21 protein-coding genes are annotated in these 21,985 nt (G+C 51.1%); 10 read left to right on the forward strand and 11 right to left on the reverse strand.

The window, feature by feature from the left end; translation table 11 throughout:
- Window positions 1–26: 26 nt before the first annotated feature.
- Complete coding sequence (locus CRP01_RS28620) at window positions 27–956, forward strand: ATP-grasp domain-containing protein (protein WP_170110580.1); 930 nt, start codon at window positions 27–29, stop codon at window positions 954–956.
- Between the two features lie 46 nt (window positions 957–1,002).
- Window positions 1,003–1,929: a succinylglutamate desuccinylase/aspartoacylase family protein gene (locus tag CRP01_RS28625; RefSeq protein ID WP_233752777.1), complete on the forward strand. Its 927-nt coding sequence runs from the start codon at window positions 1,003–1,005 to the stop codon at window positions 1,927–1,929.
- Window positions 1,930–2,017: 88 nt separating this feature from the next.
- Here CRP01_RS28625 and CRP01_RS28630 read toward each other — a convergent pair whose 3' ends face one another.
- Window positions 2,018–3,763 carry a hypothetical protein gene (locus CRP01_RS28630; RefSeq protein WP_099153495.1) on the reverse strand — a complete coding sequence of 582 codons (1,746 nt, stop codon included), beginning with the start codon at window positions 3,761–3,763 and terminating at the stop codon, window positions 2,018–2,020.
- A gap of 566 nt (window positions 3,764–4,329) precedes the next feature.
- Between CRP01_RS28630 and CRP01_RS28635 the strand changes: the two genes are divergently transcribed.
- The 3 genes from CRP01_RS28635 (at window position 4,330) to CRP01_RS28645 (ending at window position 5,654) form a co-directional block, all read left to right on the forward strand.
- Window positions 4,330–4,767, forward strand: coding sequence for a (4Fe-4S)-binding protein (locus CRP01_RS28635; protein WP_099153496.1), 438 nt, complete (start codon window positions 4,330–4,332; stop codon window positions 4,765–4,767).
- 81 nt (window positions 4,768–4,848) lie between these two features.
- Window positions 4,849–5,169: a phosphoribosylpyrophosphate synthetase gene (locus CRP01_RS28640; RefSeq protein ID WP_099153497.1), complete on the forward strand. Its 321-nt coding sequence runs from the start codon at window positions 4,849–4,851 to the stop codon at window positions 5,167–5,169.
- A 188-nt stretch (window positions 5,170–5,357) separates the two neighbouring features.
- A complete protein-coding gene (locus tag CRP01_RS28645) occupies window positions 5,358–5,654 on the forward strand; it encodes a muconolactone Delta-isomerase family protein (RefSeq protein ID WP_233752778.1) in 297 nt (98 codons plus the stop codon).
- Between the two features lie 73 nt (window positions 5,655–5,727).
- Here CRP01_RS28645 and CRP01_RS28650 read toward each other — a convergent pair whose 3' ends face one another.
- From CRP01_RS28650 to CRP01_RS28685, 8 genes are all read right to left on the reverse strand, one after another.
- Entirely contained in the window at window positions 5,728–6,999 is a 1,272-nt protein-coding gene (locus CRP01_RS28650; protein ID WP_099153498.1) for a DUF2851 family protein, read from the reverse strand.
- Window positions 7,000–7,119: 120 nt separating this feature from the next.
- Window positions 7,120–7,629, reverse strand: a complete 510-nt coding sequence (locus CRP01_RS28655; RefSeq protein WP_099153499.1) for a dihydrofolate reductase — start codon at window positions 7,627–7,629, stop codon at window positions 7,120–7,122.
- 114 nt (window positions 7,630–7,743) lie between these two features.
- Window positions 7,744–8,886: a CapA family protein gene (locus tag CRP01_RS28660; RefSeq protein WP_099153500.1), complete on the reverse strand. Its 1,143-nt coding sequence runs from the start codon at window positions 8,884–8,886 to the stop codon at window positions 7,744–7,746.
- 76 nt (window positions 8,887–8,962) lie between these two features.
- The gene (gene mrdA, locus CRP01_RS28665; RefSeq protein ID WP_099153501.1) at window positions 8,963–10,843 is read right to left on the reverse strand and encodes a penicillin-binding protein 2; all 1,881 of its coding nucleotides are present in this window, start codon (window positions 10,841–10,843) and stop codon (window positions 8,963–8,965) included.
- Between the two features lie 3 nt (window positions 10,844–10,846).
- On the reverse strand, window positions 10,847–11,371 hold the full coding sequence (locus CRP01_RS28670) for a hypothetical protein (RefSeq protein ID WP_099153502.1): 525 nt from the start codon (window positions 11,369–11,371) through the stop codon (window positions 10,847–10,849).
- A 2-nt stretch (window positions 11,372–11,373) separates the two neighbouring features.
- Window positions 11,374–12,189: a rod shape-determining protein MreC gene (gene mreC, locus CRP01_RS28675; RefSeq protein WP_099153503.1), complete on the reverse strand. Its 816-nt coding sequence runs from the start codon at window positions 12,187–12,189 to the stop codon at window positions 11,374–11,376.
- A 151-nt stretch (window positions 12,190–12,340) separates the two neighbouring features.
- Window positions 12,341–13,372, reverse strand: a complete 1,032-nt coding sequence (locus tag CRP01_RS28680; RefSeq protein WP_099153504.1) for a rod shape-determining protein — start codon at window positions 13,370–13,372, stop codon at window positions 12,341–12,343.
- Between the two features lie 269 nt (window positions 13,373–13,641).
- Window positions 13,642–14,925, reverse strand: coding sequence for a M16 family metallopeptidase (locus tag CRP01_RS28685; protein WP_099153505.1), 1,284 nt, complete (start codon window positions 14,923–14,925; stop codon window positions 13,642–13,644).
- Window positions 14,926–15,257: 332 nt separating this feature from the next.
- On the opposite strand from CRP01_RS28685, the gene dnaN reads away from it, so the two are divergent.
- Entirely contained in the window at window positions 15,258–16,373 is a 1,116-nt protein-coding gene (gene dnaN / locus CRP01_RS28690; protein WP_099153506.1) for a DNA polymerase III subunit beta, read from the forward strand.
- A gap of 63 nt (window positions 16,374–16,436) precedes the next feature.
- On the opposite strand, the gene CRP01_RS28695 is transcribed toward dnaN, so the two are convergent.
- Window positions 16,437–18,296: a gamma-glutamyltransferase family protein gene (locus tag CRP01_RS28695; protein WP_099153507.1), complete on the reverse strand. Its 1,860-nt coding sequence runs from the start codon at window positions 18,294–18,296 to the stop codon at window positions 16,437–16,439.
- A gap of 28 nt (window positions 18,297–18,324) precedes the next feature.
- On the opposite strand from CRP01_RS28695, the gene CRP01_RS41985 reads away from it, so the two are divergent.
- From CRP01_RS41985 to CRP01_RS28705, 3 genes are read left to right on the forward strand one after another with little or no spacing between them, the layout of a single operon-like run.
- Window positions 18,325–18,570, forward strand: coding sequence for a hypothetical protein (locus CRP01_RS41985; RefSeq protein WP_143473570.1), 246 nt, complete (start codon window positions 18,325–18,327; stop codon window positions 18,568–18,570).
- Entirely contained in the window at window positions 18,567–19,172 is a 606-nt protein-coding gene (locus CRP01_RS28700; protein WP_099153508.1) for a DUF1990 domain-containing protein, read from the forward strand. Before CRP01_RS41985 ends, CRP01_RS28700 begins: the two co-directional genes overlap by 4 nt.
- A complete protein-coding gene (locus tag CRP01_RS28705; protein WP_099153509.1) occupies window positions 19,165–20,022 on the forward strand; it encodes a YndJ family transporter in 858 nt (285 codons plus the stop codon). Before CRP01_RS28700 ends, CRP01_RS28705 begins: the two co-directional genes overlap by 8 nt.
- Here the strand turns inward: CRP01_RS28705 and cysQ are convergent.
- Window positions 20,001–20,786, reverse strand: a complete 786-nt coding sequence (gene cysQ / locus CRP01_RS28710; RefSeq protein ID WP_099153604.1) for a 3'(2'),5'-bisphosphate nucleotidase CysQ — start codon at window positions 20,784–20,786, stop codon at window positions 20,001–20,003. The two genes, CRP01_RS28705 and cysQ, sit on opposite strands and share 22 nt — an antisense overlap.
- Window positions 20,787–20,931: 145 nt before the next feature.
- Between cysQ and galE the strand changes: the two genes are divergently transcribed.
- Window positions 20,932–21,954 carry a UDP-glucose 4-epimerase GalE gene (gene galE, locus CRP01_RS28715; protein ID WP_099153510.1) on the forward strand — a complete coding sequence of 341 codons (1,023 nt, stop codon included), beginning with the start codon at window positions 20,932–20,934 and terminating at the stop codon, window positions 21,952–21,954.
- Window positions 21,955–21,985 lie beyond the last annotated feature (31 nt).

The following is a 21,985-nucleotide window of genomic DNA, read 5'->3' on the forward strand; positions in this document are numbered from 1 at the left end:
ATTCGATTTTTGCCCTTCTGCGGGCTATGCGAGAACACCCCCTCTGTGAAAGGATCGATATTGCCTCACGCGGCTGGGAAGAGAACCGGGCCTTTTTTTCCGGAAAAAGCGCCGAGTCGCTACTGGCAAGTCCGGTAACCGAAGATTTCGCCTTCCATCCTGACGGCATTCATTTTCGGACCGGGCTCCGGGCAATTCAGTTACAGGATTATGACGCCATTTTTTTGCGGCTCCCTCCTCCCCTGGATAATGGGTTTCTCAGGTTTCTGACCACCCATTTTCCGAACCAAAAGATCATCAACCGCCCCAGCGGTCTAATGAAAACTGCGAATAAGGCCTTTTTGCTGAACTTTCCGGAGATCTGCCCGGAGATGAAACTTTGCGAAAACGCAGAGGACATCAGAACCTTCAGTAAAAAATTCCCGATCGTTCTCAAACCTCTGCGCAACTACGGTGGCAAAGGCATCGTAAAGATCCAGGGAGAACAGGTAGAAGTGGACGGCCAGGAGCTCTCGCTGGAAGATTTTCTCAGCAGTTACGAACAAGCTCCCGAGCCCTACCTGGCCATGAAGTTTTTGAAGAACGTCAATCAGGGAGACAAACGGATCGTAGTCGTCAACGAGCAGGTGCTCGGCGGCGTACTGCGACTGCCGCCGCCAGGAGCCTGGCTGTGTAATGCTGCTCAGGGCGGACAGGCTACCGGTACTGAACTTACCCCGGAAGAAACCCGGATGGCTCAGGTTATCGGTCCGGTGCTGCAGCGGGAAGGCATCGCTATGTTCGGCTTTGACACCCTGGTTGATGATCAGGGTAAAAGAATATTATCAGAGATTAATACACTTAGTATCGGCGGATTGCCTCAGATGGGAGCGCTAAACGGCCAGCCGGTGGTTAGCCGGGCTGCTGCCCTACTCTGGCAATACATTAATGATGAAATTTATGGAGATCCAGACTAACATTGTTCCAGTTGAAATTCCGATTGTCAAAAATCTAGACCTGGATATGGTTCCTGCGGGTACCATCAAGAGATTTTGGCTGCAACTCGTTTCAGACGGCATGGGCATGCCCATGAACATACCCATTATTGTGGCCAAAGGCACGGAGAAAGGTCCTGTAGTGGGGCTCACCGCTGCGGTACACGGCAACGAATTAAACGGTATTCCGATCATCCAACGTTTCCTGAAAGAAGTTAATCCCAAAGAACTGCGGGGTATTGTGGTGGGTATACCGGTGGTAAACACCCCCTCTTTTTTCCGGCGGAAACGGCGGTTCATCGACGGAAAGGATCTCAACCACATCATGCCGGGCAAATCCGACGGCAACGTCAGCGAAGTATACGCCTACCGGTTTTTTCATAAGATCGTCAGTCAGTTCGAATACCTGCTCGATCTGCATACGGCCAGTACCGGGCGTATCAACTCCTATTACATCCGCGCCGATATGGCCGAACCGATCACCCGCAAAATGGCGATGCTGCAAAATGCCCAGATCGTTGTCCATAACCCTCCACTGGACGGCACCCTGCGGGGCGCAGCCGAATCACTGGGTATCCACGCCATTACCCTGGAGGTAGGCAATCCCAATACCTTCCAGAAGGGCTATATCCGCAACGGACTGACCGGCATCCACAATCTGCTCATCCACCTCGGGCTCACCGACGGAGAAATTGAATTAGGCGAGAATTTACCGGTGATCTGCGATCGTTCCTACTGGTTGTATACGGATCGGGGTGGTATACTCAATGTATTGCCCCAGGTAGCGGAGGTTGTTGAAAAAAACCAGGTAGTAGCCAGAATGCACAATATTTTCGGAGATCTTATCCGGGAATACAGAGCGCCGGAAAAAGGTGTGGTGATCGGAAAAAGCGTTAGCCCGATCAATCAGACCGGCGGACGCATCTTACACCTGGGGATCATTCGGGAAGAATAATCCCGAAAATGCCCGCCTAAAATGAGAGGTGAGGAATGAATACATCAATCCATTCCTCACCTCTGTTATTGCTTATTTTCGGATCAGCTTATACAAAACGCTCCAGCGGATACCCTACGATCGTTTTCAGGGTAGCCAGCGCCAGTCCTTTGGCTTCCGCCAGACTAAATCCTTTATTCATATAGTAGTCTTCCAGTCGCACCTGGCTTTGAAAGTACGCTACTTTTAAGGCCGTCACCAGTTTCTGGTGCAGCGGGTCTCTTGATCCCCAGGCGTTGAGGTTGGCCCACAACTGATCATTCCACTGATCGACGAACTGATTTTCCTGAGCGTCCAGCGCACGGGGAGCCAGGAAGAGCTGGGCCCGGGCCGAAGCGTAGGTAGCGATCACATTTTCGTTCGGTTTGGCATCGGCGTTCAGGTCAGAAGCGATAGATTCCAGCACCTGGATCTCTTCCCAACTCAGGAACTGATCGCAGGATTGCAGTTTGAAGGTTTCACTGCTGTAGCGGGCGAAGGAAGCGTGGGCCGCTGCTGTTTCTGCCGGGTGTTCTTCGTACAACCAACAGGGAGCAGCAATATCGTTTCCGGGAGCTGCGTGCAGATAATGCAGGTGAAGAATCAGTTGATCCAATCCCTGGTAGGCATAGGTGGCATTATAGTCGAAGGGGGCTCTGGGTCCTCCCGTCTGACTATTATAAGAGGCCCGAATAGCCTGATTCATCAGGGCGTTTACATCATTGCCCGGGCCCATGGTCCGGAAAAGGATATAGGCCTGATAAGCCTTAGCGATCGGAGTGGTGGAACTCTCCACGGTCAATGGGGCAGAAGGATCGTCCAGCAGATTATTGATCGCCAGTTGCAACTGGCCTTCGGCGCCGGCCTTCACCGTAGGATCAAAATAGCGGGCCAGTACCAGGTATTTCTGATAAGTGGGATCTGTCTGTTTAAACAGCTTGTAACCATTCTCCGTACCGGGACCATAGTAACCGTCCAAGGTACTGGTATAGGTATTCTCGGCCTTCAGTATCTTTTGCAGTTCCAGAGCCGAACGGCGCTTTACTTTTGAATTGATATCCGGAATTTCCATTTTTCCGGCATTGGTGCGCGGAATATTGGAGCGTAAGGTACCGGATTCCCGTACGGTCGGTGACGTCACCGGACTGGTACCGGATTTGGCGGCCAGTCTGTCATCTCCCGGAATGACTCCGTAATCCGTCGGCCGGTTGGTAGGCGTACTACCGCTTGATGCGGATGCAGCGGGATCGAGAGAGATCGGTATCAGGGGTTGCTTCAATCCGGTCTCAAATTGATTGATCCGGATCAACAGCGTATTGTTTACATTTTTAACGAAAGCATCTTTGAAGGGACCGGAGCGGAAATTCGGCAGCAGCGGTTTTGCCGCTTCAACATCCGGATAGATCCCCGTTACGATCTTGATCTGGCCTTCGTTGATAATGCCGTATAGCGGTCCGTAGGGTTCGAACTTTTCCCAGTCGATCAGTTTATCCGTTTCCCGGGTAGCCAGCTGGATCACCGTAACTACCTGCCCCTGGGCCAGCGGACGTTCTTCTACGTAGGCCGAACGATAACCTTTTTTCCGAATGGCATCGGCGGCTTTATCGGCTTTAGCCTGATCATCGTAGCCACCGAGATAGACCTGGCTGAGGCCTCCTTCCATTTCGTAGGCGTACACAAAACCCAACGAACGGATATCATCGAACTGCGGGGATTTAGCATCCACAAAGGTGCCGACATTGACGGTATAAAAACTCTGGGCAACTGCGAATAGTGGAAGTAGAAGGCTGAGAATTACACTAAAGAATTGTTTCATTATCATTTGAGTTTACGAGGGAGTAATCAATAAGCACAACAGCTATCAACTACCTTTAAATAATCGGCCAAATGCAGGGGGATGACTCTGGCCGGTATCGAATCGGGAACCGGGTAATTGTTTCAAAAAAGTCCTAATCTGAAACAAATCATTTTTCCCATAACGCCTCGTATTATTATAAAATTTCCTGCTTTAACATTATTTGGGGTCAAAATAAACATTTTCCCACTTTTTTGCTGAAAAACTATGGGTGTCGCCATTGAATTGTTGCATAAGCGATTTTCTTCGGTACCAGCCTGCTGCCGCTAAGATCCCGCCACCGGCAACATTATAATATCCCCGCTTTACCAGCCGCGATGGCCGAACGGTGGTACCGGCCGGAACGGCAGCAATCACTGAACTCCTTGGTGCTACAGCTGTTCAATTAGTAGATACATCTGGCGGTGTGGAGAATGGAAGCCCAAATCCCGAAGTCCTACAGCTCGATTTAGTTGACGGCCTCCGGCCTTTCAGCGATCATTCTCTTCCGACATCAGAGACCCAATTTGAACATTCAAACACCCAATATGAGTAACGATAAACCAACAGTAAAGGAATACTCCAACGGTGAGATCACCGTAGTCTGGCAACCGGATAAATGTATTCACTCCAAGATGTGTTTCAACGGACTGCCGCAGGTATTTGATCCCCAGGCGCGGCCCTGGGTCAATGTGGAAGGCGCATCTTCCCAGGAGATCATGAAGCAGATTAAAAAGTGCCCTTCCGGTGCGTTATCTTATTACGTCAATGACGACAGCGAGGTGGAAAAACCGGAAATTGATGTGGATCGCATCGTGGAGGTAGTCGAGAACGGCCCCCTGATGGTATTCGGAAATCTTACCGTCAAACACCACAACGGTGAGGTTAGTCACGAACACCGGACGACGGCATTTTGCCGCTGCGGTGGTTCCAGCAATAAACCGTACTGCGACGGTACGCATAAAAAAATTGGCTTCACCGGGTAGCTCCTTCACTAAAGCGAACCCTCTGAACGTATCTATATTTTTTGAAAGACCCTTTTTTAAAACCGCAAAAAACATTCAACCATGAAAGCTTACGACACCCTATCCCAGGCCCTAGAAGATCTGAAAGACCAGGGATATACCTACGACTTTAACCTGGAAGAGAAGCAACTAGGCTGCGAAAAACTCAACAAGAATTTTGCTCCCAAGGATTTCAAGGTCGTCGGTAGCTATCGCTTCGAGGGAATGAGCAATCCCGATGACAATTCGGTTATTTACGTGATCGAAACGGCCAGTGGAGAAAAAGGTACTCTCGTAGATGCCTACGGTACTTATGCCGACTCTCTTTCGCTGGAAATGGCTCAGAGATTGCGAATGGACCGCCATCCGGATCATATCGGATAAGTCCGCTGCGCAGAACCTTTTTGTCGAAAATTGCGTATCTTAAGCAGTAGAGTAATCGTACGGCACGAAATAAAATTTTTAAAACCAGCTAATTACAGGGCCGTACAAGTGATAATGTTCCGTTAAGATTGTACGCAAAGCTCAACAATCTGTACCAGCTGTGCGTTTTCAATATCTAAATGAAGCAAATGAAACATACTTATATGATCGAGTTTGAGTTGCCCGAAGTAATGGATGAAGAGTTCATGGCGCTCATTCCTCAACAACGATATGTTATCAATCAGATGCTGGCAGAAGGCACAATTAAGTCCTATTCACTGTCTATGGACCGCAGCCGACTGTGGGTGATCATGTCCGCCGCTTCCGAATTTGAAGCTATGGAGATCGTTTCGACTTTCCCCCTGAGTGATTTCATGACTCCCAACCTGTCCGAGCTGATGTTCCACAACAGTGCCGACATGCTGATGCAATTTTCGCTAAACTAATAAACGGCGCTATTCGAGGGACGCTCCCCGGAATAGCGCCGCCCTTTTTTTCTCTCCCACCCTTCTTCTCAAATCAGGCCTTCAACAGGGCATTCCCGATCGCACAATTCAAGCAGTTTTTCTTCTCGCAGTACCGATGTTTCAACTGTAGTAAAGCCTGACTGGCATAGGCCGAATCCACACTCATTCCCAGCGTTTTCCACTGTTCAATAATGTGGTTTTTCTCCGGGGGCAATGCTTCCAGTAGGTGCAAGGCCCGATCTTTGAATTTTTCTTCCTTTTTCCAGTTGCCGTACAAAAAAAGCAGCGGAGCAATGGTATTGATGATCAACAGATGGATAGCCGTTTTGCCGAGCGTCTTCTGCCGGCTCCGGGAAGCTTTATCAAAAGTGTAATGGTCGCGCCAGTAATTGGAGATCTTCAGGGCGAACATATGCTCTATTTCCTTCACATCGCGGGCCGCCAGCATTTTACTGAACAGGTGGGCACTCTGATGCAGGAGCATGGCCAACTGGGCAATCCGGATCGTAGGAAAATTAGCCGGCCGCATCCGCAGAAATTTCCACTGGTGCCCCGCAATGGGTTGCAGCTGATGTTTGTGCCGCAGGAACCGGTACTCCTGTTGCAGTTTGCGGGGATAGGCATCGTTCAGTTCTTCTTCCAACATCCCGGCCTGACCGAACAGCAGGGCTTCCAGCCGGAAAAGCCGGTCCTTGTACTGTTGCAACAGGTGTAAGGGTAGCGAACGGGCTAGTTGTTCAAAGGGTTCCGCATTGACCCGCATACCGAAATTTCTTGCCAGTAGCTGATAAAAAGCAAGCTCCCAATCGTATTGGTTCTGCTCCAGCAGGTCCACCATTTGATCGGTCTTGGCTTCGAGGCGTTCCACGAGGAGCCGATCCAGCCAAAACTGCTTCACCGCCGGATTGACGTGGAAGAACTGGTGCTGACAGGGGATCCAGTACTCATTATTTAGTAAGCTTTTGTAAATACGGGATACTCGGTTGGGTATCCTTTTTTTCAACTCCAGACAGGGGATCTTTTCGCCCGAAGAGCGGCTGATGAGTTGGTCCTCTTCCAGCACTACGTGCAGGATCACATTGTCGTAATTGCGATCGGCCCCGTGGTGGTGGAGTTCCCAGTCGGAAGCTTTTAAGTGCATTTCTACATTTCCCGCCCAGAGGGTCTTTCCGATTCGGATGCGGGCATTGAGGAAGTCTGGTCCGGCGTGACGATTCGCCTCTCCAAAATGGAGGATCTCGATGGGTTCGCCATCGGTAGTGTGTAATTCAGAGAGATCAAAGCGTTTCAGCCGCCAGGCAAAATGAAGGAGATCTTCTTGCATGGTTTCGGCGTTTATGGATCACCATTTTCCCGTATAGGGTTTTGGGCGATCATTTTTTCTTTGATCTAAATTTATAATAAAAAATTTTAATTTCAAAATTATCCAACAAATTATAAGCCACTACTCTTCTTCCGATCCGATCCGCTCGTAGACCTTGAAGGTGTAGGCGTGATCGTTTTTTTCATCAGCGGGATGAGATTCGCTGGAGAGCAGTTCCCACTGGGTAAAGTCCACCTCCGGGAAATAAACCGTCCCTTCCGGAGCGGCATCAACTTCCGTAAGATAGATCTTATCCAGTAAAGGCAGGCTCAGGGAATAGATCGCTCCGCCGCCGATGATGAAGGCTTCCGTTTCTCCATTATCGTAGGCCAGCCCCAGGGCTTCGGGTAAAGAACGGGCAACGAGACAACCCGAAGCGGCAAAATAAGGATCGCGGGAAAGGATGATGTTGGTTCGCTTGGGTAGCGGCCGTCCCATGGATCTGAAGGTGTTGCGCCCCATGATCACGTGGTGCCCCAGCGTAGTCTTTTTAAAATATTTGAGATCCGAAGAAAGGTACCAGGGGATCTCGTTATCGTCATTACCGATCACACGATTACGGGCAGCAGCTACGATTGCGGAAACCAGCATAGTTCATTTTTTTGCAAAGATGCAAAATATCTTCAGTTGTCGATTACCCCGATCGTATTCCCTGACCCATCGGGAGTGGAGATAGGTAAGACCCACTCCTCAGATCAGATCCGGCTAATTCGCCGGTACCACTACTTCCCGCTCTCTGCTGTCGAATTGTTCCAGCAGCGCCCGGGTGCTCTTCGCATATTGCAACATCGCCTTGCGATCCGCATCCGGGAGTACGAGCGGAGGGTTTTCCCCTTCAAATTCCCGGATGGGAATGGCCCGGTAGGTACGGGAGCCGTCCTTGTTCTTTTCGATATAGCGCCACACCAGGGTGTAACTGTGATCTGCGAGCCGGGTTTGGTTGGTCTGCATATCTTTGGCCAGCTCTACGGAGAACATCATGCCGCCGTCGGTATGCTCGCGCCGCTGGCCGGAGATAAAATTCCCCAGGGAATAGGCCGCCACTACTTTCTTCTCGGAGCCGTCCGCCCGTTTTACCGTCTTTTCTTTCACCGGCTGGACCACGTGTGGATGCGCGCCGATCACCAGATCCGCACCCCATGCGAATAGCTTATCCGCCAGTTCACTTTGCTCTTTATTCTCGTTACGCTGATATTCATTTCCCCAGTGCATGACCACGATGATGGCATCCGCGCCCATTTCCCGGGCATCCGCCATATCCTTTTCGATCTGTTCTTCTTCGATCAGGTTAACCACCGCGGGTGGGCGGGTCTTCAGCCCGTTGGTGCCGTAGGTATAGTTGAGGAAAACCAGTTTGAAGCTGCCCCGATAAACGATCAGCGGATAATAGGCATCCCGCTCGGCCTGGTTCTGAAATGTTCCGGTATGGTAAAAATCGTATTTATCCAGCAGCTGCACGGTATTGATCACCCCGTTCGGGCCGGCATCATTGGAGTGGTTATTGGCCGTTACCAGCATATCAAAACCGGCGAAGCGCACCGACAAGGCCAGATCTTCCGGGCTTCGGAATTGCGGATAACCCTTGTAGGGCGGTTTGCCCGGGAGCGTGACTTCCAGATTACCGACCGCCATATCCGCATCTTCGAGATAAGGCTCCACGAATTCAAAACAGGGTTCGTAATCGTACAGGGAATCTTTTACGACCTCCGCCGCTTCAATTTGGGAGTCGTGTCCCATGATATCCCCAACGAAAAGAAGTTTTAATCTTAACTCCTGATTATCCTGGCCCCAGGCGGAGACCGTCAGTAACAGACCTAAAAATAGCGTGTAGCATTTACTGCTTTGCATAGGCAAATATTGGATATTGAGCCGTTAAAAGTTGAATTGTCGGTTGTGGATAATCAGGGACTATGATCAAGTGCGATCAGGGCAAACCGATCAGGTTTGTCTCCACGATACGTTTTTCCAGATACTTGCGGTAAGCGCCCTCGATCTCGCCGTTCGGTCGGATGTACTTTTCGATCATCAGACTGGCAATAGGCGCTGCGTAGGAACCACCCCAGCCACCGTTCTCCACGTAGACCGCGATAGCGATCTGCGGGTTATCCTTGGGTGCAAAAGCAAAGAAGATCGAATGGTCCGCGCCGCCGCGCTGGCTGTTTTCGGCCGTACCGGTCTTACCGCACACTACAATATCTCCAATAGCGGCCGAACGGGCCGTACCCGCCTTAACCACCATTTCCATTCCGTCCACTACGGTCTGAAAATGCTCGGAGCCCACCCCGGTTTCGTGGCGCGGATGGGCTAATAACCTTACGTTCTTCGATTGACCGGAATCTTCTCCCGCCTGAAAACCGCGCACCAGGTGCGGCGTATAATAATGTCCTCGATTGGCAATGATGGCGGCTAAGTTGGCCATCTGCAGGTTTGTCAGTCCCAGTTCACCCTGCCCGATACCCAGTGAACGGATCCAGACCGATTTCCAGCTGGATTCATTCTCATATACCTTGTTAAAGTAATCCGGGGTCGGATAGTTTCCAGCCAGCTCGCTCGGCAGGTCTACTTCCAGTTTTTTGCCAAGTCCGAAGCGATCGAGGTAAGCGTTAAAGGTATCCAGTCCGACAGCGACGTTCTCCGGCCCGAACTGGTCTACGACATCCCGGAAAACCGTGGCGAAATAGGCATTACAGGAGTGCTGAATGGCCATTTGTACATTGGTACAGGTGGGGTGGCCGTGGCATTTCATCAGGTTCTGACCGTTCAGGAAGTATCCTCCCTGACAGAATATCGTCCGGTTGGGGCTCAGCCGGCCTTCCTGCAGCGCAATCAAGGCTACCAGTGTTTTGAAGGGTGAGCCCGGTGGGTAAAAACCCATGATCGACCGGTCCAGGAAGGGTTTGAGCGTATCCTGGTTCAGTGCGGTATAAGCTTTGCTCCTGGTCTGATTGATCGTCAGTTGGTTGGGATCGTAGGTAGGCGCGCTGATCATCGTCAGGATCTCGCCGGAAGAAGGTTCGATCGCTACAATACTGCCTACCTTATTTTGCATCAGGTATTCGCCGTAGGCCTGCAGCTTGAGATCCAGGGTCGTATACAGGTCCAGACCCGAGACCGGGCTTTTCTGATCCACGGAATCCTGCAGAAAATCCACCGGACGTCCCAGGGCATCTTTCAGAACGTAGCGGTGTCCCTTTTCCCCTTTCAGCTCGGCTTCGTAGGTCTTCTCCAGACCACTGGCCCCGATATAATCGCCCGGAGTATAGTCCAGCGAATCATCCTCCGCTTCCTGCCGGTTAACTTCCCGGATGTATCCGAGTACGTGCGCCGCATTTTGGTGCGGGTAGCCGCGTACGTCCCGTTTCTGGGCCACAAAGCCCGGAAACTGGTACATACTTTCCTGGAAACTGGCGTAGGTCTTTTTGGATACTTTACTCAGAAAGACAAAAGGTTTTCTCTTGGAGAAACGGGGATCGCCCCAGTTCTTATTGACGTTATCTTTGAAATAGGATTTGCTGATGCCCAGCAGCTCGCAGAACTTGGTCGTATCCATGGCCCAGTCAATCTGGTGATAGATGGCCATAATATCGTAAACGGTATTATTGGTGACCAGCAGGTGGCCGTCGCGATCGTACATGACGCCACGGGGCGGATAGAGCGTATAGAGGTCCCGGGTAGCGACGCGGGCTTTATTGCGGATTTGAGTATTCAGAATTTGCAGGTCCAGGGCCTTCCCGATCAGCATGGCGGCGCAAAGGGCAAAAATGACCCGAATTGCCTGCATCCGCTGTAATCCTTTTAGTGACATGCTTTAATCTTTTGTATTCCAAACCTGTGTAAACAAAAATACAGCAATAATTGACCAAACAAAAGTGTAAAAGGTTTTTGCGAGTATTCTTAACACATGTTGCACGGCAAAGGTCTCCACGACAAAGTAGAAAAGAAGGTGGAAAAGCATCATGATGATGGCGTACTGCGCAAACCAGGGAAAGCCAAAACGCTCCTTGGTAGGACCGATATTCAGTTGGTAACCGTCCCGGGGTTCCAGTTGCGCCAGCACCCAGGTGCGGAAAAAGGCGGTAGCTACGGTAGCGCTGGCGTGTACGCCCGGCGTATCGTAAAACATATCCACCATGAATCCGAGACCGAAACCGATCAGCAGGATCGCGATCTGCGGAGTCCGCATCGGAAGCAAAATGATGATGAGCGGGTACAACAGGATGTTGAAATAGAAGTAATTGCTCATCCAGCCCATTGACAATGGCTTCAGCACCAATACCTGTAGGAAAAAGATAACGAAAAAGCGGATGACGTTGATGGAAATGATATTTCCCATTATTACTCCTCCAATTTTTTAAGATCCGAAGCCATGCGGTCTCTGATCACGTAAGCATAGGTCAGGCTCGACAGATCGTTGATCAATCTTACGGAAATGGTACGACCACCGTCGCCCGGCTTCAATTCTGAATTTTCAACCGTACCTATTACGATATTTGGAGGAAAAATATTGGAATAGCCGCTGGTGATTATGGTATCTCCCTGCGAAACGTCCACTATTTTAGGGATATCTTCCAGCGTCATAATATTGGGATTCCTACCTTCCCAAAGCAAAGAGCCATAATAAGATTGCCCCTTGATGGAAGCACTGATCCGGGTCTGCGGGTGCAGAATGGTCATTACTTTGGCGTAGTGTCTGGATACGTTGGTAATGATACCGATCAGCCCCTGGTCTCCGATCACGCCCATATGCCGCACCACACTGTCCCGGGTGCCGCGGTCGATCGTAAAGTAGTTATTCTGTCCCAGCAAGGTTTTGTTGATCACTTTTGTCGGCAGGAATTCGTAGCGTTGCCGCAAAGAATCGGGAAAACGGGCACTGCTGTCGGGCGTGGCTACCGTAGCCTGCATGGCGCTGAGCGCTTTGCGCAGGCGGGCATTCTCTTCCTGCAGCCGCTCATTCTCATTGGTGAGCGAAAGGAATTGAAAGACGCCGGACTTCTGGTCGTTGAGGGTACCCGTAACTACATTTGCAGAGTGGGCAAAGATCTGGTTTTGGTACTGGTTGTACTCCACTACCAGCGTCAGGGAAATTGCTTCCAGTACCAGAAACGTAACCCAACTGCCAAACCGCCTTACTCTTTTGAAGGTAGTCATAATCAAAAAATATACAGGGGCAGGACAAAATGGGCAGGAACAAGGGTCAGGAGAGAGCACCAATAAAAGCTCTAAGCTGCTCTCCCCCCTGACTCCTGACACCTACCTCCTGGCACCTGACGCCTAATAACTAACGCCTGAACTCTAAAATTTAAACGCTCTTCCGATCGATCAGAAATGAGAAACGATCGGTATTCTTCAGGGCAATGCCCGTACCGCGAACCACAGCGCGCAGCGGGTCCTCGGCAATGTGTACCGGAAGTTTTGTTTTTTGTGCGATCCGCTTATCCAGGCCACGCAGGAGTGCTCCGCCGCCCGTCAGATAAAGACCGGTGCGGTAGATATCGGAAGCCAGTTCCGGCGGCGTAGTTTCCAGAGCCTTCAGAACAGCATCTTCGATCTTGGAGATGGATTTGTCCAGTGCGTGGGCGATCTCGCTGTAGTTCACCTTGATCTGCTTGGGAATACCCGTCATCAGATCACGGCCGTTTACGGCGTAATCTTCCGGCGGATTCTCCAGTTCGTGCAGCGCGGAACCCACGTGTATCTTGATCTGTTCGGCGGTTCTTTCACCGATCAGGATATTGTGCTGTCGCTTCATGTAGCTGATGATGTCCGAGGTCAGCTCATCCCCTGCGATCCGGATGGATTGATCACAAACGATACCCGAAAGCGCGATCACGGCAATTTCCGTGGTCCCCCCTCCGATATCGATGATCATATTACCGACGGGTTCTTCAACGTCCAGACCGATCCCCAGTGCCGCAGCCATAGGTTCGTGGATCAGATAGGTCTCCTTGGAATCAACATGGTCGGCGGAATCGAATACCGCTCTTTTTTCCACTTCGGTAATACCGGAAGGGATACAGATGACCATCTTGAGATGCGAAAAAAAACGGCGACGATTGCCCATCATGGCGATCATCCCCTGTATCATATTTTCAGCCGCCTGGAAATCGGCAATTACGCCATCTTTCAACGGACGTATGGTCTTTATATTCTCGTGGGTCTTTTCATGCATTTGCATGGCTTTAATCCCCACCGCAATTGTTGCATTGGTTTGCCGGTTGATCGCCACAATGGAGGGCTCATCGACTATGACTTTTCCATCTTGGATGATTAGCGTGTTGGCTGTGCCCAGGTCTATCGCTAATTCTTGCTTAAAAAAGCTGAATAATTTCATTCTCCTTCTTTCCTCCTGTTTTCAGAAATCAAAAATGGGTTGACTTTGCCGCCAAAGTTACATTCTTTTCTAATAGCCGCAAAAGAAATTATTTTTTACGGTAAATAGAAATATCAGTTGCGATATTTCCAAGAAATTCAAACAGTTATAGATCTAATTTAAAAATAGGCTTAATAACGGACAAAAAATGAAGCTGCACGGACGGGAAACGGTAAATAAAGGCGGCAAAGTATATGCGGAAAGGCAAAAACTTCAGGCCGGCCTAAACGCTAACTACCCTGCCTCGTTCCTACAATTACTTCCCACTGTTCTTCCGGTTGCAGGTATTCCACCGCGAGCCGTTGCAAAGTTTCCGCCTCTACCGTGTTAACGCTTTCCACCAGCGTGGAGAAGAAAGAAAATGGCAGGTCATCTCCCACCATGGTCCGGACGACTTCCCCAACGTTGAAAGGCCCGTCGAGCATGGATAGAAAATTCCCCATCAGATAATTGCGGACCATGGTCAGCTCTTCCTCCTCTACCGGGTGCTCAATGAGCGATTTGAGTTCCAGCCGGATCTGGTGCAGGGTGTCCTCGACAAATTCGTTGCCTACTTCCGTTCCGATGTAAAAAGCGCCGTCGTTGCGCATCACGTCCAGAGAAGAATAGATATTGTAGGTATAGCCTTTGTCCTCGCGGATATTCGTCATCAGGCGGGACCCGAAATAACCGCCGAGTATGGTATTCAACACAAAAAAAGCGGGATAGTCCGGATGGTGGCGACTGAATACCCGGCGACCGATCCGGATCGCCGTCTGCACGGAATCCGGATGGGGAATGTAGTTGTAGCCCCGGGCCGGTGCGTGTACCGCCATCGAACAGGACTCCGGCCGACCGGTACGCTCCAGTTGTCCGATCTGCGCATTCAGCGCCCGGATCACCGAATCCGTGATGCGTCCGCTGAGGAATACGGTACAGTTATCAATGCCGTAACAGCGCTCAAAGTGCGCCACCAGATCCTCGCGCCCAAGCTCTTCGTAGGTCTCCAGCGTACTGTTGTAGCCGTAGGGGTGATCTTCCCCGAAAACCTTTTCGGTAACCGTCCGGTAGGCAACGACGTCCGTTTTGGCCAGATCCGTTTTCAGTGACTTCTTATTGCGTTTTACAAAAGCCCGCAGTTCGTCTTCCGGGAATACGGGACTGTCCAGCATTTCGGTAAAGAGCGGCAAAACGGATTCGAAGTGACGCGACAAACTGTATAACACCAGATTGCCGGTGTCCAGATTAAAAGGCTGACTGAGGCTGGCTCCGTAAAAATCGATGGTTTCAGCGATGGCGGCAGCGTCGTGTTGGCGCGTTCCTTCTTTCAGCATCGCTGCGGTAGCACGGCTGGCGAGCTGTTTCTGCTCAAAAGGGCGGCCGGCACGATAAACGATCTCCAGGCGGATCACGTCCTGCGTACCCATATTGGTTACATATACGGGTATGCCGTTATCCAGGTGGATCAGCTCGGGCAAAGGCAGGATCAACTGACCGATGTTGTGAATTAAAGGTGGGTGACTTCTGTCCGGCATATTGTTTGCAAAATTTGGCCGACGAAGATACGCAATTCTCCCTGAAAAGTAGGCTTTTAGCCCAAACAGCGAAGGATTTTACCCCCGCAGCCGGTAGCCCACTACCGGGGCTTTCGGCGCTTCGCCGGGCCGCATCGACCGGGCCGGGAAAGCCTCCCTACTGACACTTATCAACAAGGTGTTAGTTTTTAATCCTTTTATTATTGCTGATTAGGATTATTTTTGTCACTTTGGCGCCTATATAATGCTTGTGCGGTGAAATTCCATTCGATCCACAAAGATCTATCCCGCTGCGAGTTACACTACGCCCTAACAATAAAATACATTTGAAGATGAAGTTCAGCGTCTCTTCTTCCGAGTTACTCAAATACTTACAGGTTGTCGGTGGAGCCATAGCCTCCAACCCCGTTCTGCCCATCATGGAGGATTTTCTCTTTACCATTTCCGACAATCAGCTTACGATTGCCGCCACGGATCTGGAAACCTCGATCACCACCAGCATTGAAGTGATGGCCGATTCGGACGGCATGGTGGCCATTCCGGCCAAGATCCTTCTGGAAACCCTCAAAGCGTTACCGGAACAACCCATTACGTTCAACATCAATGATGAGAACTTCGGAATAGAGATCACCTCGGCCTTCGGTAAATACCGGCTGGCGGGAGAGAACGGGCAGGATTTTCCCCGGATCCCCGAGCCGGATACCGTGGATACCGTCACAGTGGCCGCGTCAACGATCGGACAGGGTATTACCAAGACCCTTTTCGCGACCAGCAACGACGAACTTCGCCCGGCTATGACCGGTGTGTATTTCCAGATCGACTTCGGTAAGATCATTATGGTCGCCACGGATGCCCACAAACTGGTAAAATACACCTTCTCCGATGTGAGTAGTGAAGTATCCACCTCCTTCATCGTACCGAAGAAAGCCCTGAACCTGTTGAAAAACGCCCTGCCCGGTGGTGGCGAAGTGAAAATGTCTTTCAACAAGTCCAATGCTTTTTTCTCCTTTGAGAATACCAATCTTGTCTGTCGCCTGATCGATTCGCGTTATCCGGATTACAATGCCGTGATCCCGGTGGATAATCCGAATATTTTGAGCGTTTCCCGCACGGATTTCCAAAATTCGCTGAAACGGATCGCCATTTACGCCAATAAAACAACCAACCAGGTTATCCTGAATATCAATGACGGCAGTCTGACCATATCCGCTCAGGACCTCGATTTCTCCAACGAAGCTACCGAGCAACTGGCCTGTACGTACGACGGCGATCAGCTGGATATCGGCTTCAACGCCAAGTTCCTGATCGAAATGCTCGGGGTACTGGAATCCGACGAAGTAAAAATGGAACTGGCAACTGCTTCCCGGGCGGGTATTCTGCTGCCTGTGGATGAAGTGGACGGCGAGGAGATCCTGATGCTTGTGATGCCCGTTATGCTCAGCAATTAATCAACGGTAAAGGGCCCGATACCCGGCGGAAACTACATTCGCCGGGTACCGAACGCCATATCGTTACCAGCCAATACCGTAATCTTCCCCGTAATTACTGGAACCGCCCCACATACTCCCGTTCTGCCAGTCGAAAAAGATGGCATTGATCGGTCCGGAGGTATGCGATTCGTATTTGAGCTTATAGCCCATCCGTTCGAGAGTGGGAGCAATAGTGCTATCCTGCCGGATGTCCTCCCGCAATAGTAATTCTCCCGGTTTGATCTCGTGCTCCCCGAAGGAATTATGCAGTTGAAAACTGTTGATATTGGCCGCTTCCACGGCTTCCTGTACCGTCATATCGAATTCTACCATATTCAGAAAGAACTGCAGCAGGTTCTGATCCTGGGTATCTCCTCCCTGCACGGCGAATGAAATGTAGGGCTGGCCGTTCTTCAGTGCGATGCTGGGGGTGAGGGTGGCACGGGGCCTTTTACCGGGCTCCAGTACATTGTAGGGATTTTGCCGGGCATCCAGCACAAAGCTCTGCATCCGCTGGCTCATTCCGATCCCCGTACGACCCGCGATGCAGGCGGGTATCCAGCCGCCGCTGGGCGTAACGGAAACTACCCATCCTTCGGCATCTGCTGCCTGAATGGTAGTCGTTCCCGCATGGAAATCCTTTTTGAACTGTTCTTCCCATTCCGGGGTTTGCCGGGCGGGATCCACAGCCGAGCCCTCCCATTTTTTCAAAAGATCAATGAATGGATTATCTCCGGCCTGGTACAGATAGGGGTTACCCGGTTTTACGTTAGGATCATTGGCTTCCCAATCGATCTCTTTGACGCGGGATTTGGCGTACTCTTTAGACAACAAACCTAAAATGGGTTCTTCCGGCGGGAAGTAGGGATCGCCGTAGTAAAAATCCCGATCCGCAAAGGACATATTCATCACCTGGTAAATGGCGTGGATATAGCGGGAGGAATTGTAGCCCATCGATTTCAGGTCCAGGTTCTCCAGCATATTCAGGGCCTGCAGCATGACCGGTCCCTGCACCCAGCTTGTCAGCTTAAACACATCGATCCCTTTGTAATTGGTCGTAACCGGTTCCTCGGTAAGCACTTTCCAGTTGGCCAGATCTTCCAGGGTGATCAGTCCGCCCTGTTCCTGGCAGCCGCGTACAAATTCCCGGGCAATATCTCCTTTGTAGAAACGATCGTAGGCTGCATAGATCGCCTCTTTGCGTGAGCTGCCGTTGGCCAGGGCCTGCGCTTCGGTTTTCACCAGTTTTTCCAGCGTATTCAGGAGGTCGTGCTGCCGGAAGATCTCGCCGGGATGCGGCGCTACCCGTTCTTCTCCCGGATGCGTGAAGAACACCTCCCGGGAATAGGGCCATTGCTCGATCTCTTCCCGGTATTTTTCGATTGAATTGGCCGCCTGGGCTTCGATCGGATACCCCCGCGCCATTTCCATCGCCGGCGCCAGCACTTCAGCCAGGCTCATCGTACCGTATTCCGCCAGCATGTGCATTAAACCTCCAGGAGTTCCGGGAGTCACGGCAGCCAGCGGACCGTATTCCGGGGGATGTTTCATGCCTTTGTCCTTAAAGAATTCGGGGGTCGCACCCGTCGGCGCTACTCCCAACGCATTAATGCCGATCACCTTACCGGTATTCGGATTGTAAATAAGGGCCTGGGTCTCCCCTCCCCAACTGAGTACATCCCACATTGTGCTGGTGGCGCCCAACATTGCGCAGGCCGCGTCTATCGCATTACCGCCCTGTTGAAAGATCATGGCTCCGGCGGTGGCACCCAGCGGTTTACCGGTGATCGCCATCCAGTGTTTTCCGTGTAGGGCCGGTTTTTCCGTGCGTTCTTTACGTTGGGCCGGCAGTACTGACTGAATGCATAAAAGTAACAGCAGACTGATCGTAATTTTTTTCATATCCCCTTTTTTCGGTGAGTTTTGACAAGTGGGCACTTTACTTATTGCCGTTACCGGCTATGCCAGTAAAGCCCTCATCCTGCAGATAATAGCTCACGTTAAGTTAGAAAATATTCAAGAGCAATCAGGCCAGATCAGTTCAAAATTAAAATTTTCAATATTTTTTGAAACTAATGAAAGTTTATTTTTGTTAGCTATTAAAACGGATGAAAACCGGGTCTGGCCGGATTTACCGCCATTCCTGCATCCAATCACCATAAATCCGCTACTATGAAAGTAGGTTTCACTACGCCCACTCCTCTCCAGCTCGATCAGTTCCTGATCAGCAGAAAGACTTTATCCCCGGTCTATCCCGGGCAATTCGGTACCCGCCTTGACTTTCGGGAAAAACTAAATACGCCGCTGACCGGAAAATACGATTACGATGAACGTAAGGTCTGTCTGGGAAGCGGGCCCTCCGTTTTTGCGACAGCCAAAGCAGCGATCCGGAACTGGAAGATGTTTCCTCCCAACTGGACTAAAGTCTATCCGGATAACGCTCCGATCACAACCGGCCAACAGGTCCTGGTACTTTTTAAATTATTGGGAGTATGGTGGTGGAACTCCAGCGAGATCCGATATACCATTGACGAGGACAGCCGTTTCGGGTTTGCCTACGGCACCCTGCCGGGACACGTAGAATCGGGAGAAGAACTATTTCTGGTGGAAATGGATGAGCATGGAAAGGTCTGGTATAAGATCAAGGCGTTTTCCCGCCCGGCCTACTTGATCGTAAGGCTGGTCTATCCCTTTGCCCGCAGTCAGCAACGGCGATTTGTCCGGGAATCCATGGCATTGATGAAAAATTTAACCCACAATACGGCCGATCATGGATAATCTCTGGGTACAGGGCATATTACTACTCGCCGTTGGCCTGATCGTTCCTCTGGCGCTGAAAACCGACCGGATGGGTACCGGCCCAACCGCGGCCGGAAAGGCTTACTATCCCATTGCCGCCGGTTCTTTACTCCTTGCTCACCTGTTGGGTCCGGGGCCGCTGAGTGGACTGCTGGCCACTCCCTGGTTACTATTCTCAGGTTATATTTTGCTATCGGTCTATCGACAATGGAGATCCAGGCAAGCGCCTTTGTCCCTTTTCTGGCTCGTCCGGCTACTGGCACTGGTTTACCTGTGTATCGGCGCTATGTGGGCCGTAGCTGACCGTTTTAGCTGGCAACCTTTGGGGTTTGATCCGCTGATCGTACTGCTCACCGCGGTGCACTTCCATTACGCCGGCTTTGCCCTGCTCTGGCTTGCCGGTAAAGCCCTGCAATGGGAGCATCCGCAATGGGTCAACTATCTGCTCAGTTCGGTAGCACTCGGAGTACCACTGACGGCGGTGGGCATTACCACCTCCCAGTGGGGTTGGTCACCGTGGATAGAAACCGCTGCGGTGCTGATCATGGCTGCCGGAGGTATAGCGGTCGGCCTGAGCTATCTGCGGGCAGCCTTTTTTGGAAAGCAAGCGGTCATTTGCAGTATTTGCTGGTCTTTAGCCGGCGTATCCCTGCTGCTGGGTATGAGCCTGGCGATCTTATACGGATGGCGGTACTACCATCCGATCCCGTGGCTCTCTATTCCCTGGATGTACGCGGTACACGGTAGCCTGAATTCCCTGGGTTTTGCGCTTCCGGCGCTATTGGGCTGGTATTTTCAACGAAGCGATCAGTCGGTTATATTGCCGTAGGCGATGAAATAAGGGTTCAGCAGGTTCTCCTTATTATAGCGCAGCGGCGCTTTGGTCTCCTCGTCGATCACTTTTCCGCCGGCTTCTTCCAAAACGATCTGAGCGGCGCCCGTATCCCATTCCATCGTCGGTCCGAGGCGGGGATACACGTGAGCGGCACCTTTGGCCATCAGCAAGAATTTCAGGGAACTTCCCTGGGATACTTTTTCCGGCTGATTCAGGGCGTCGATAAACGCCTGGGTCCCTTCGTTGAGGTGAGAACGGCTGCACACGACTTTCAAACCTTCGTCGGACATGCTGAAGGTATTTGCCCGGAGCGTCTGCTGCGTTGTTCCTTTGCGCATCCAGGCTCCCTGCCCTTTAATCGCCCAGTACATTTCCTCGAGTACGGGTGCATACACCACGCCGAATACCGGTTGCTGCTCGTACACCAATGCGATATTGACGGTGAACTCGCCATTGCGCTTGATGAATTCTTTAGTACCGTCCAGCGGATCTACCAGCCAGTAGTAGGCAAAATCCTTGCGCTCCTCGTAGGGAATGGCTTTATTCTCTTCGGAAACAATTGGAAATACCTGAGATAAATTTTCCAGGCCTTCACAGATAACGGCATTAGCCGCCCGGTCGGCTTTGGTGAGCGGGGAGTCATCCGATTTCATTTCAACGTTAAAATCGGCCTCATTGCGGTAAATATCGAGGATGGCGGCACCCGCCGCTTCTGCAATTTCGATAACATTTTCAGCGAGGTCTTTCCAATTAATCATGGGCATTTGGTTTTTTACAAAAATCTGAGCCGGCAAAGTTAGAAGGATTCCGGAGGGAGCAAAATATATTGGCCGATAAAGGTCGGCCACCGGTCCCATTTTGAATCTAAAAACAGTACCTTCGCCATTCAAAACAAGCAAAATTATGAGCAAAGTACTGGTCACCGGCGGTACGGGTTACATCGGCAGCCACACCATTATAGACCTGATCAATAACGGATTTGAGGTAGTTTCCATCGATAATCTAACCAACTCCAATGATGATGTACTGGAGGGGATCGAAAAGATCACCGGCGTAAAAGTCACTAACTACCGTATTGATCTGGTTGATCTGGCCAGTCTGCTCCAGGTCTTCCGGGATCATCCGGATATCGAAGGGATCATTCATTTTGCTGCTTACAAACTGGTGGGCGAATCGGTAGAAAAACCGCTCGCTTATTTCCGGAACAACCTGCTGGGGCTGATCAATCTGCTTACCTGTATGGAAACCTTTGAGGTGGCGAACCTCATCTTCTCCTCCTCCTGTTCCGTCTACGGCAATGCCGAAGAACTTCCGGTTACGGAAAATACGCCCTTTCAGGAAGCGGAATCGCCCTACGCCCGCACCAAACAGATGGGTGAACAGATCATCCGGGATTTTGCCAAAGTACATCCGGATCACCAGGCCGTGCTGCTCCGCTATTTCAATCCGGCCGGTGCCCACGAAAGTGCCATCATCGGCGAAGCGCCTTCCAACCCCGCCAGCAATCTGGTGCCGGTGATCACGGAGACGGCTATCGGAAAACGGAAATCCATGACCGTTTTTGGTGCGGATTATGATACCCGGGACGGCAGCTGCATCCGGGACTACATCCACGTGATGGACCTCGCCAACGCGCATACGAAATCACTGCAATTCCTGCTGCAGAAAAAGAACGCCACCAACTGTGAGATCTTTAATCTCGGGATCGGCGAAGGCGTATCCGTACTGGAAGCCATCAAGGCTTTCGAAAAAGTATCCGGTGAAAAATTGAATTATGAGATTGGTCCCCGGCGGCCGGGAGATGTGGTGGCTATTTATGCCGATAAAGAACGGTCGGAACGGGAATTAGGCTGGAAACCGGAGCGGGATATCGACGCTATTATGGAGTCGGCCTGGGCCTGGGAGCGCGCCCGTTCGGGTAAATAGCGCTAAGTTTCCATTTATTTGGAGATCAGAT

Source organism: Flavilitoribacter nigricans DSM 23189 = NBRC 102662 (genome assembly GCF_002646595.1).
GTDB classification, from domain to species: Bacteria; Bacteroidota; Bacteroidia; order Chitinophagales; family Saprospiraceae; genus Flavilitoribacter; species Flavilitoribacter nigricans.

Bases quoted from the DNA above. Each gene is read 5' to 3' on its own strand.
- CRP01_RS28620 (WP_170110580.1), top strand. From the start codon at position 27: ATGCGAGAACACCCCCTCTGTGAAAGGATCGATATTGCCTCACGCGGC.
- CRP01_RS28645 (WP_233752778.1), top strand. From the start codon at position 5,358: ATGAAACATACTTATATGATCGAGTTTGAGTTGCCCGAAGTAATGGAT.
- CRP01_RS28630 (WP_099153495.1), bottom strand. From the start codon at position 3,763: ATGAAACAATTCTTTAGTGTAATTCTCAGCCTTCTACTTCCACTATTC.
- dnaN (WP_099153506.1), top strand. From the start codon at position 15,258: ATGAAGTTCAGCGTCTCTTCTTCCGAGTTACTCAAATACTTACAGGTT.
- CRP01_RS28655 (WP_099153499.1), bottom strand. From the start codon at position 7,629: ATGCTGGTTTCCGCAATCGTAGCTGCTGCCCGTAATCGTGTGATCGGT.
- CRP01_RS28625 (WP_233752777.1), top strand. From the start codon at position 1,003: ATGGTTCCTGCGGGTACCATCAAGAGATTTTGGCTGCAACTCGTTTCA.
- CRP01_RS28640 (WP_099153497.1), top strand. From the start codon at position 4,849: ATGAAAGCTTACGACACCCTATCCCAGGCCCTAGAAGATCTGAAAGAC.
- CRP01_RS28670 (WP_099153502.1), bottom strand. From the start codon at position 11,371: ATGGGAAATATCATTTCCATCAACGTCATCCGCTTTTTCGTTATCTTT.
- CRP01_RS28650 (WP_099153498.1), bottom strand. From the start codon at position 6,999: ATGCAAGAAGATCTCCTTCATTTTGCCTGGCGGCTGAAACGCTTTGAT.
- CRP01_RS28695 (WP_099153507.1), bottom strand. From the start codon at position 18,296: ATGAAAAAAATTACGATCAGTCTGCTGTTACTTTTATGCATTCAGTCA.
- CRP01_RS28660 (WP_099153500.1), bottom strand. From the start codon at position 8,886: ATGCAAAGCAGTAAATGCTACACGCTATTTTTAGGTCTGTTACTGACG.
- CRP01_RS28685 (WP_099153505.1), bottom strand. From the start codon at position 14,925: ATGCCGGACAGAAGTCACCCACCTTTAATTCACAACATCGGTCAGTTG.
- galE (WP_099153510.1), top strand. From the start codon at position 20,932: ATGAGCAAAGTACTGGTCACCGGCGGTACGGGTTACATCGGCAGCCAC.
- mreC (WP_099153503.1), bottom strand. From the start codon at position 12,189: ATGACTACCTTCAAAAGAGTAAGGCGGTTTGGCAGTTGGGTTACGTTT.
- mrdA (WP_099153501.1), bottom strand. From the start codon at position 10,843: ATGTCACTAAAAGGATTACAGCGGATGCAGGCAATTCGGGTCATTTTT.
- CRP01_RS28700 (WP_099153508.1), top strand. From the start codon at position 18,567: ATGAAAGTAGGTTTCACTACGCCCACTCCTCTCCAGCTCGATCAGTTC.
- CRP01_RS28635 (WP_099153496.1), top strand. From the start codon at position 4,330: ATGAGTAACGATAAACCAACAGTAAAGGAATACTCCAACGGTGAGATC.
- CRP01_RS28680 (WP_099153504.1), bottom strand. From the start codon at position 13,372: ATGAAATTATTCAGCTTTTTTAAGCAAGAATTAGCGATAGACCTGGGC.
- CRP01_RS28705 (WP_099153509.1), top strand. From the start codon at position 19,165: ATGGATAATCTCTGGGTACAGGGCATATTACTACTCGCCGTTGGCCTG.
- cysQ (WP_099153604.1), bottom strand. From the start codon at position 20,786: ATGATTAATTGGAAAGACCTCGCTGAAAATGTTATCGAAATTGCAGAA.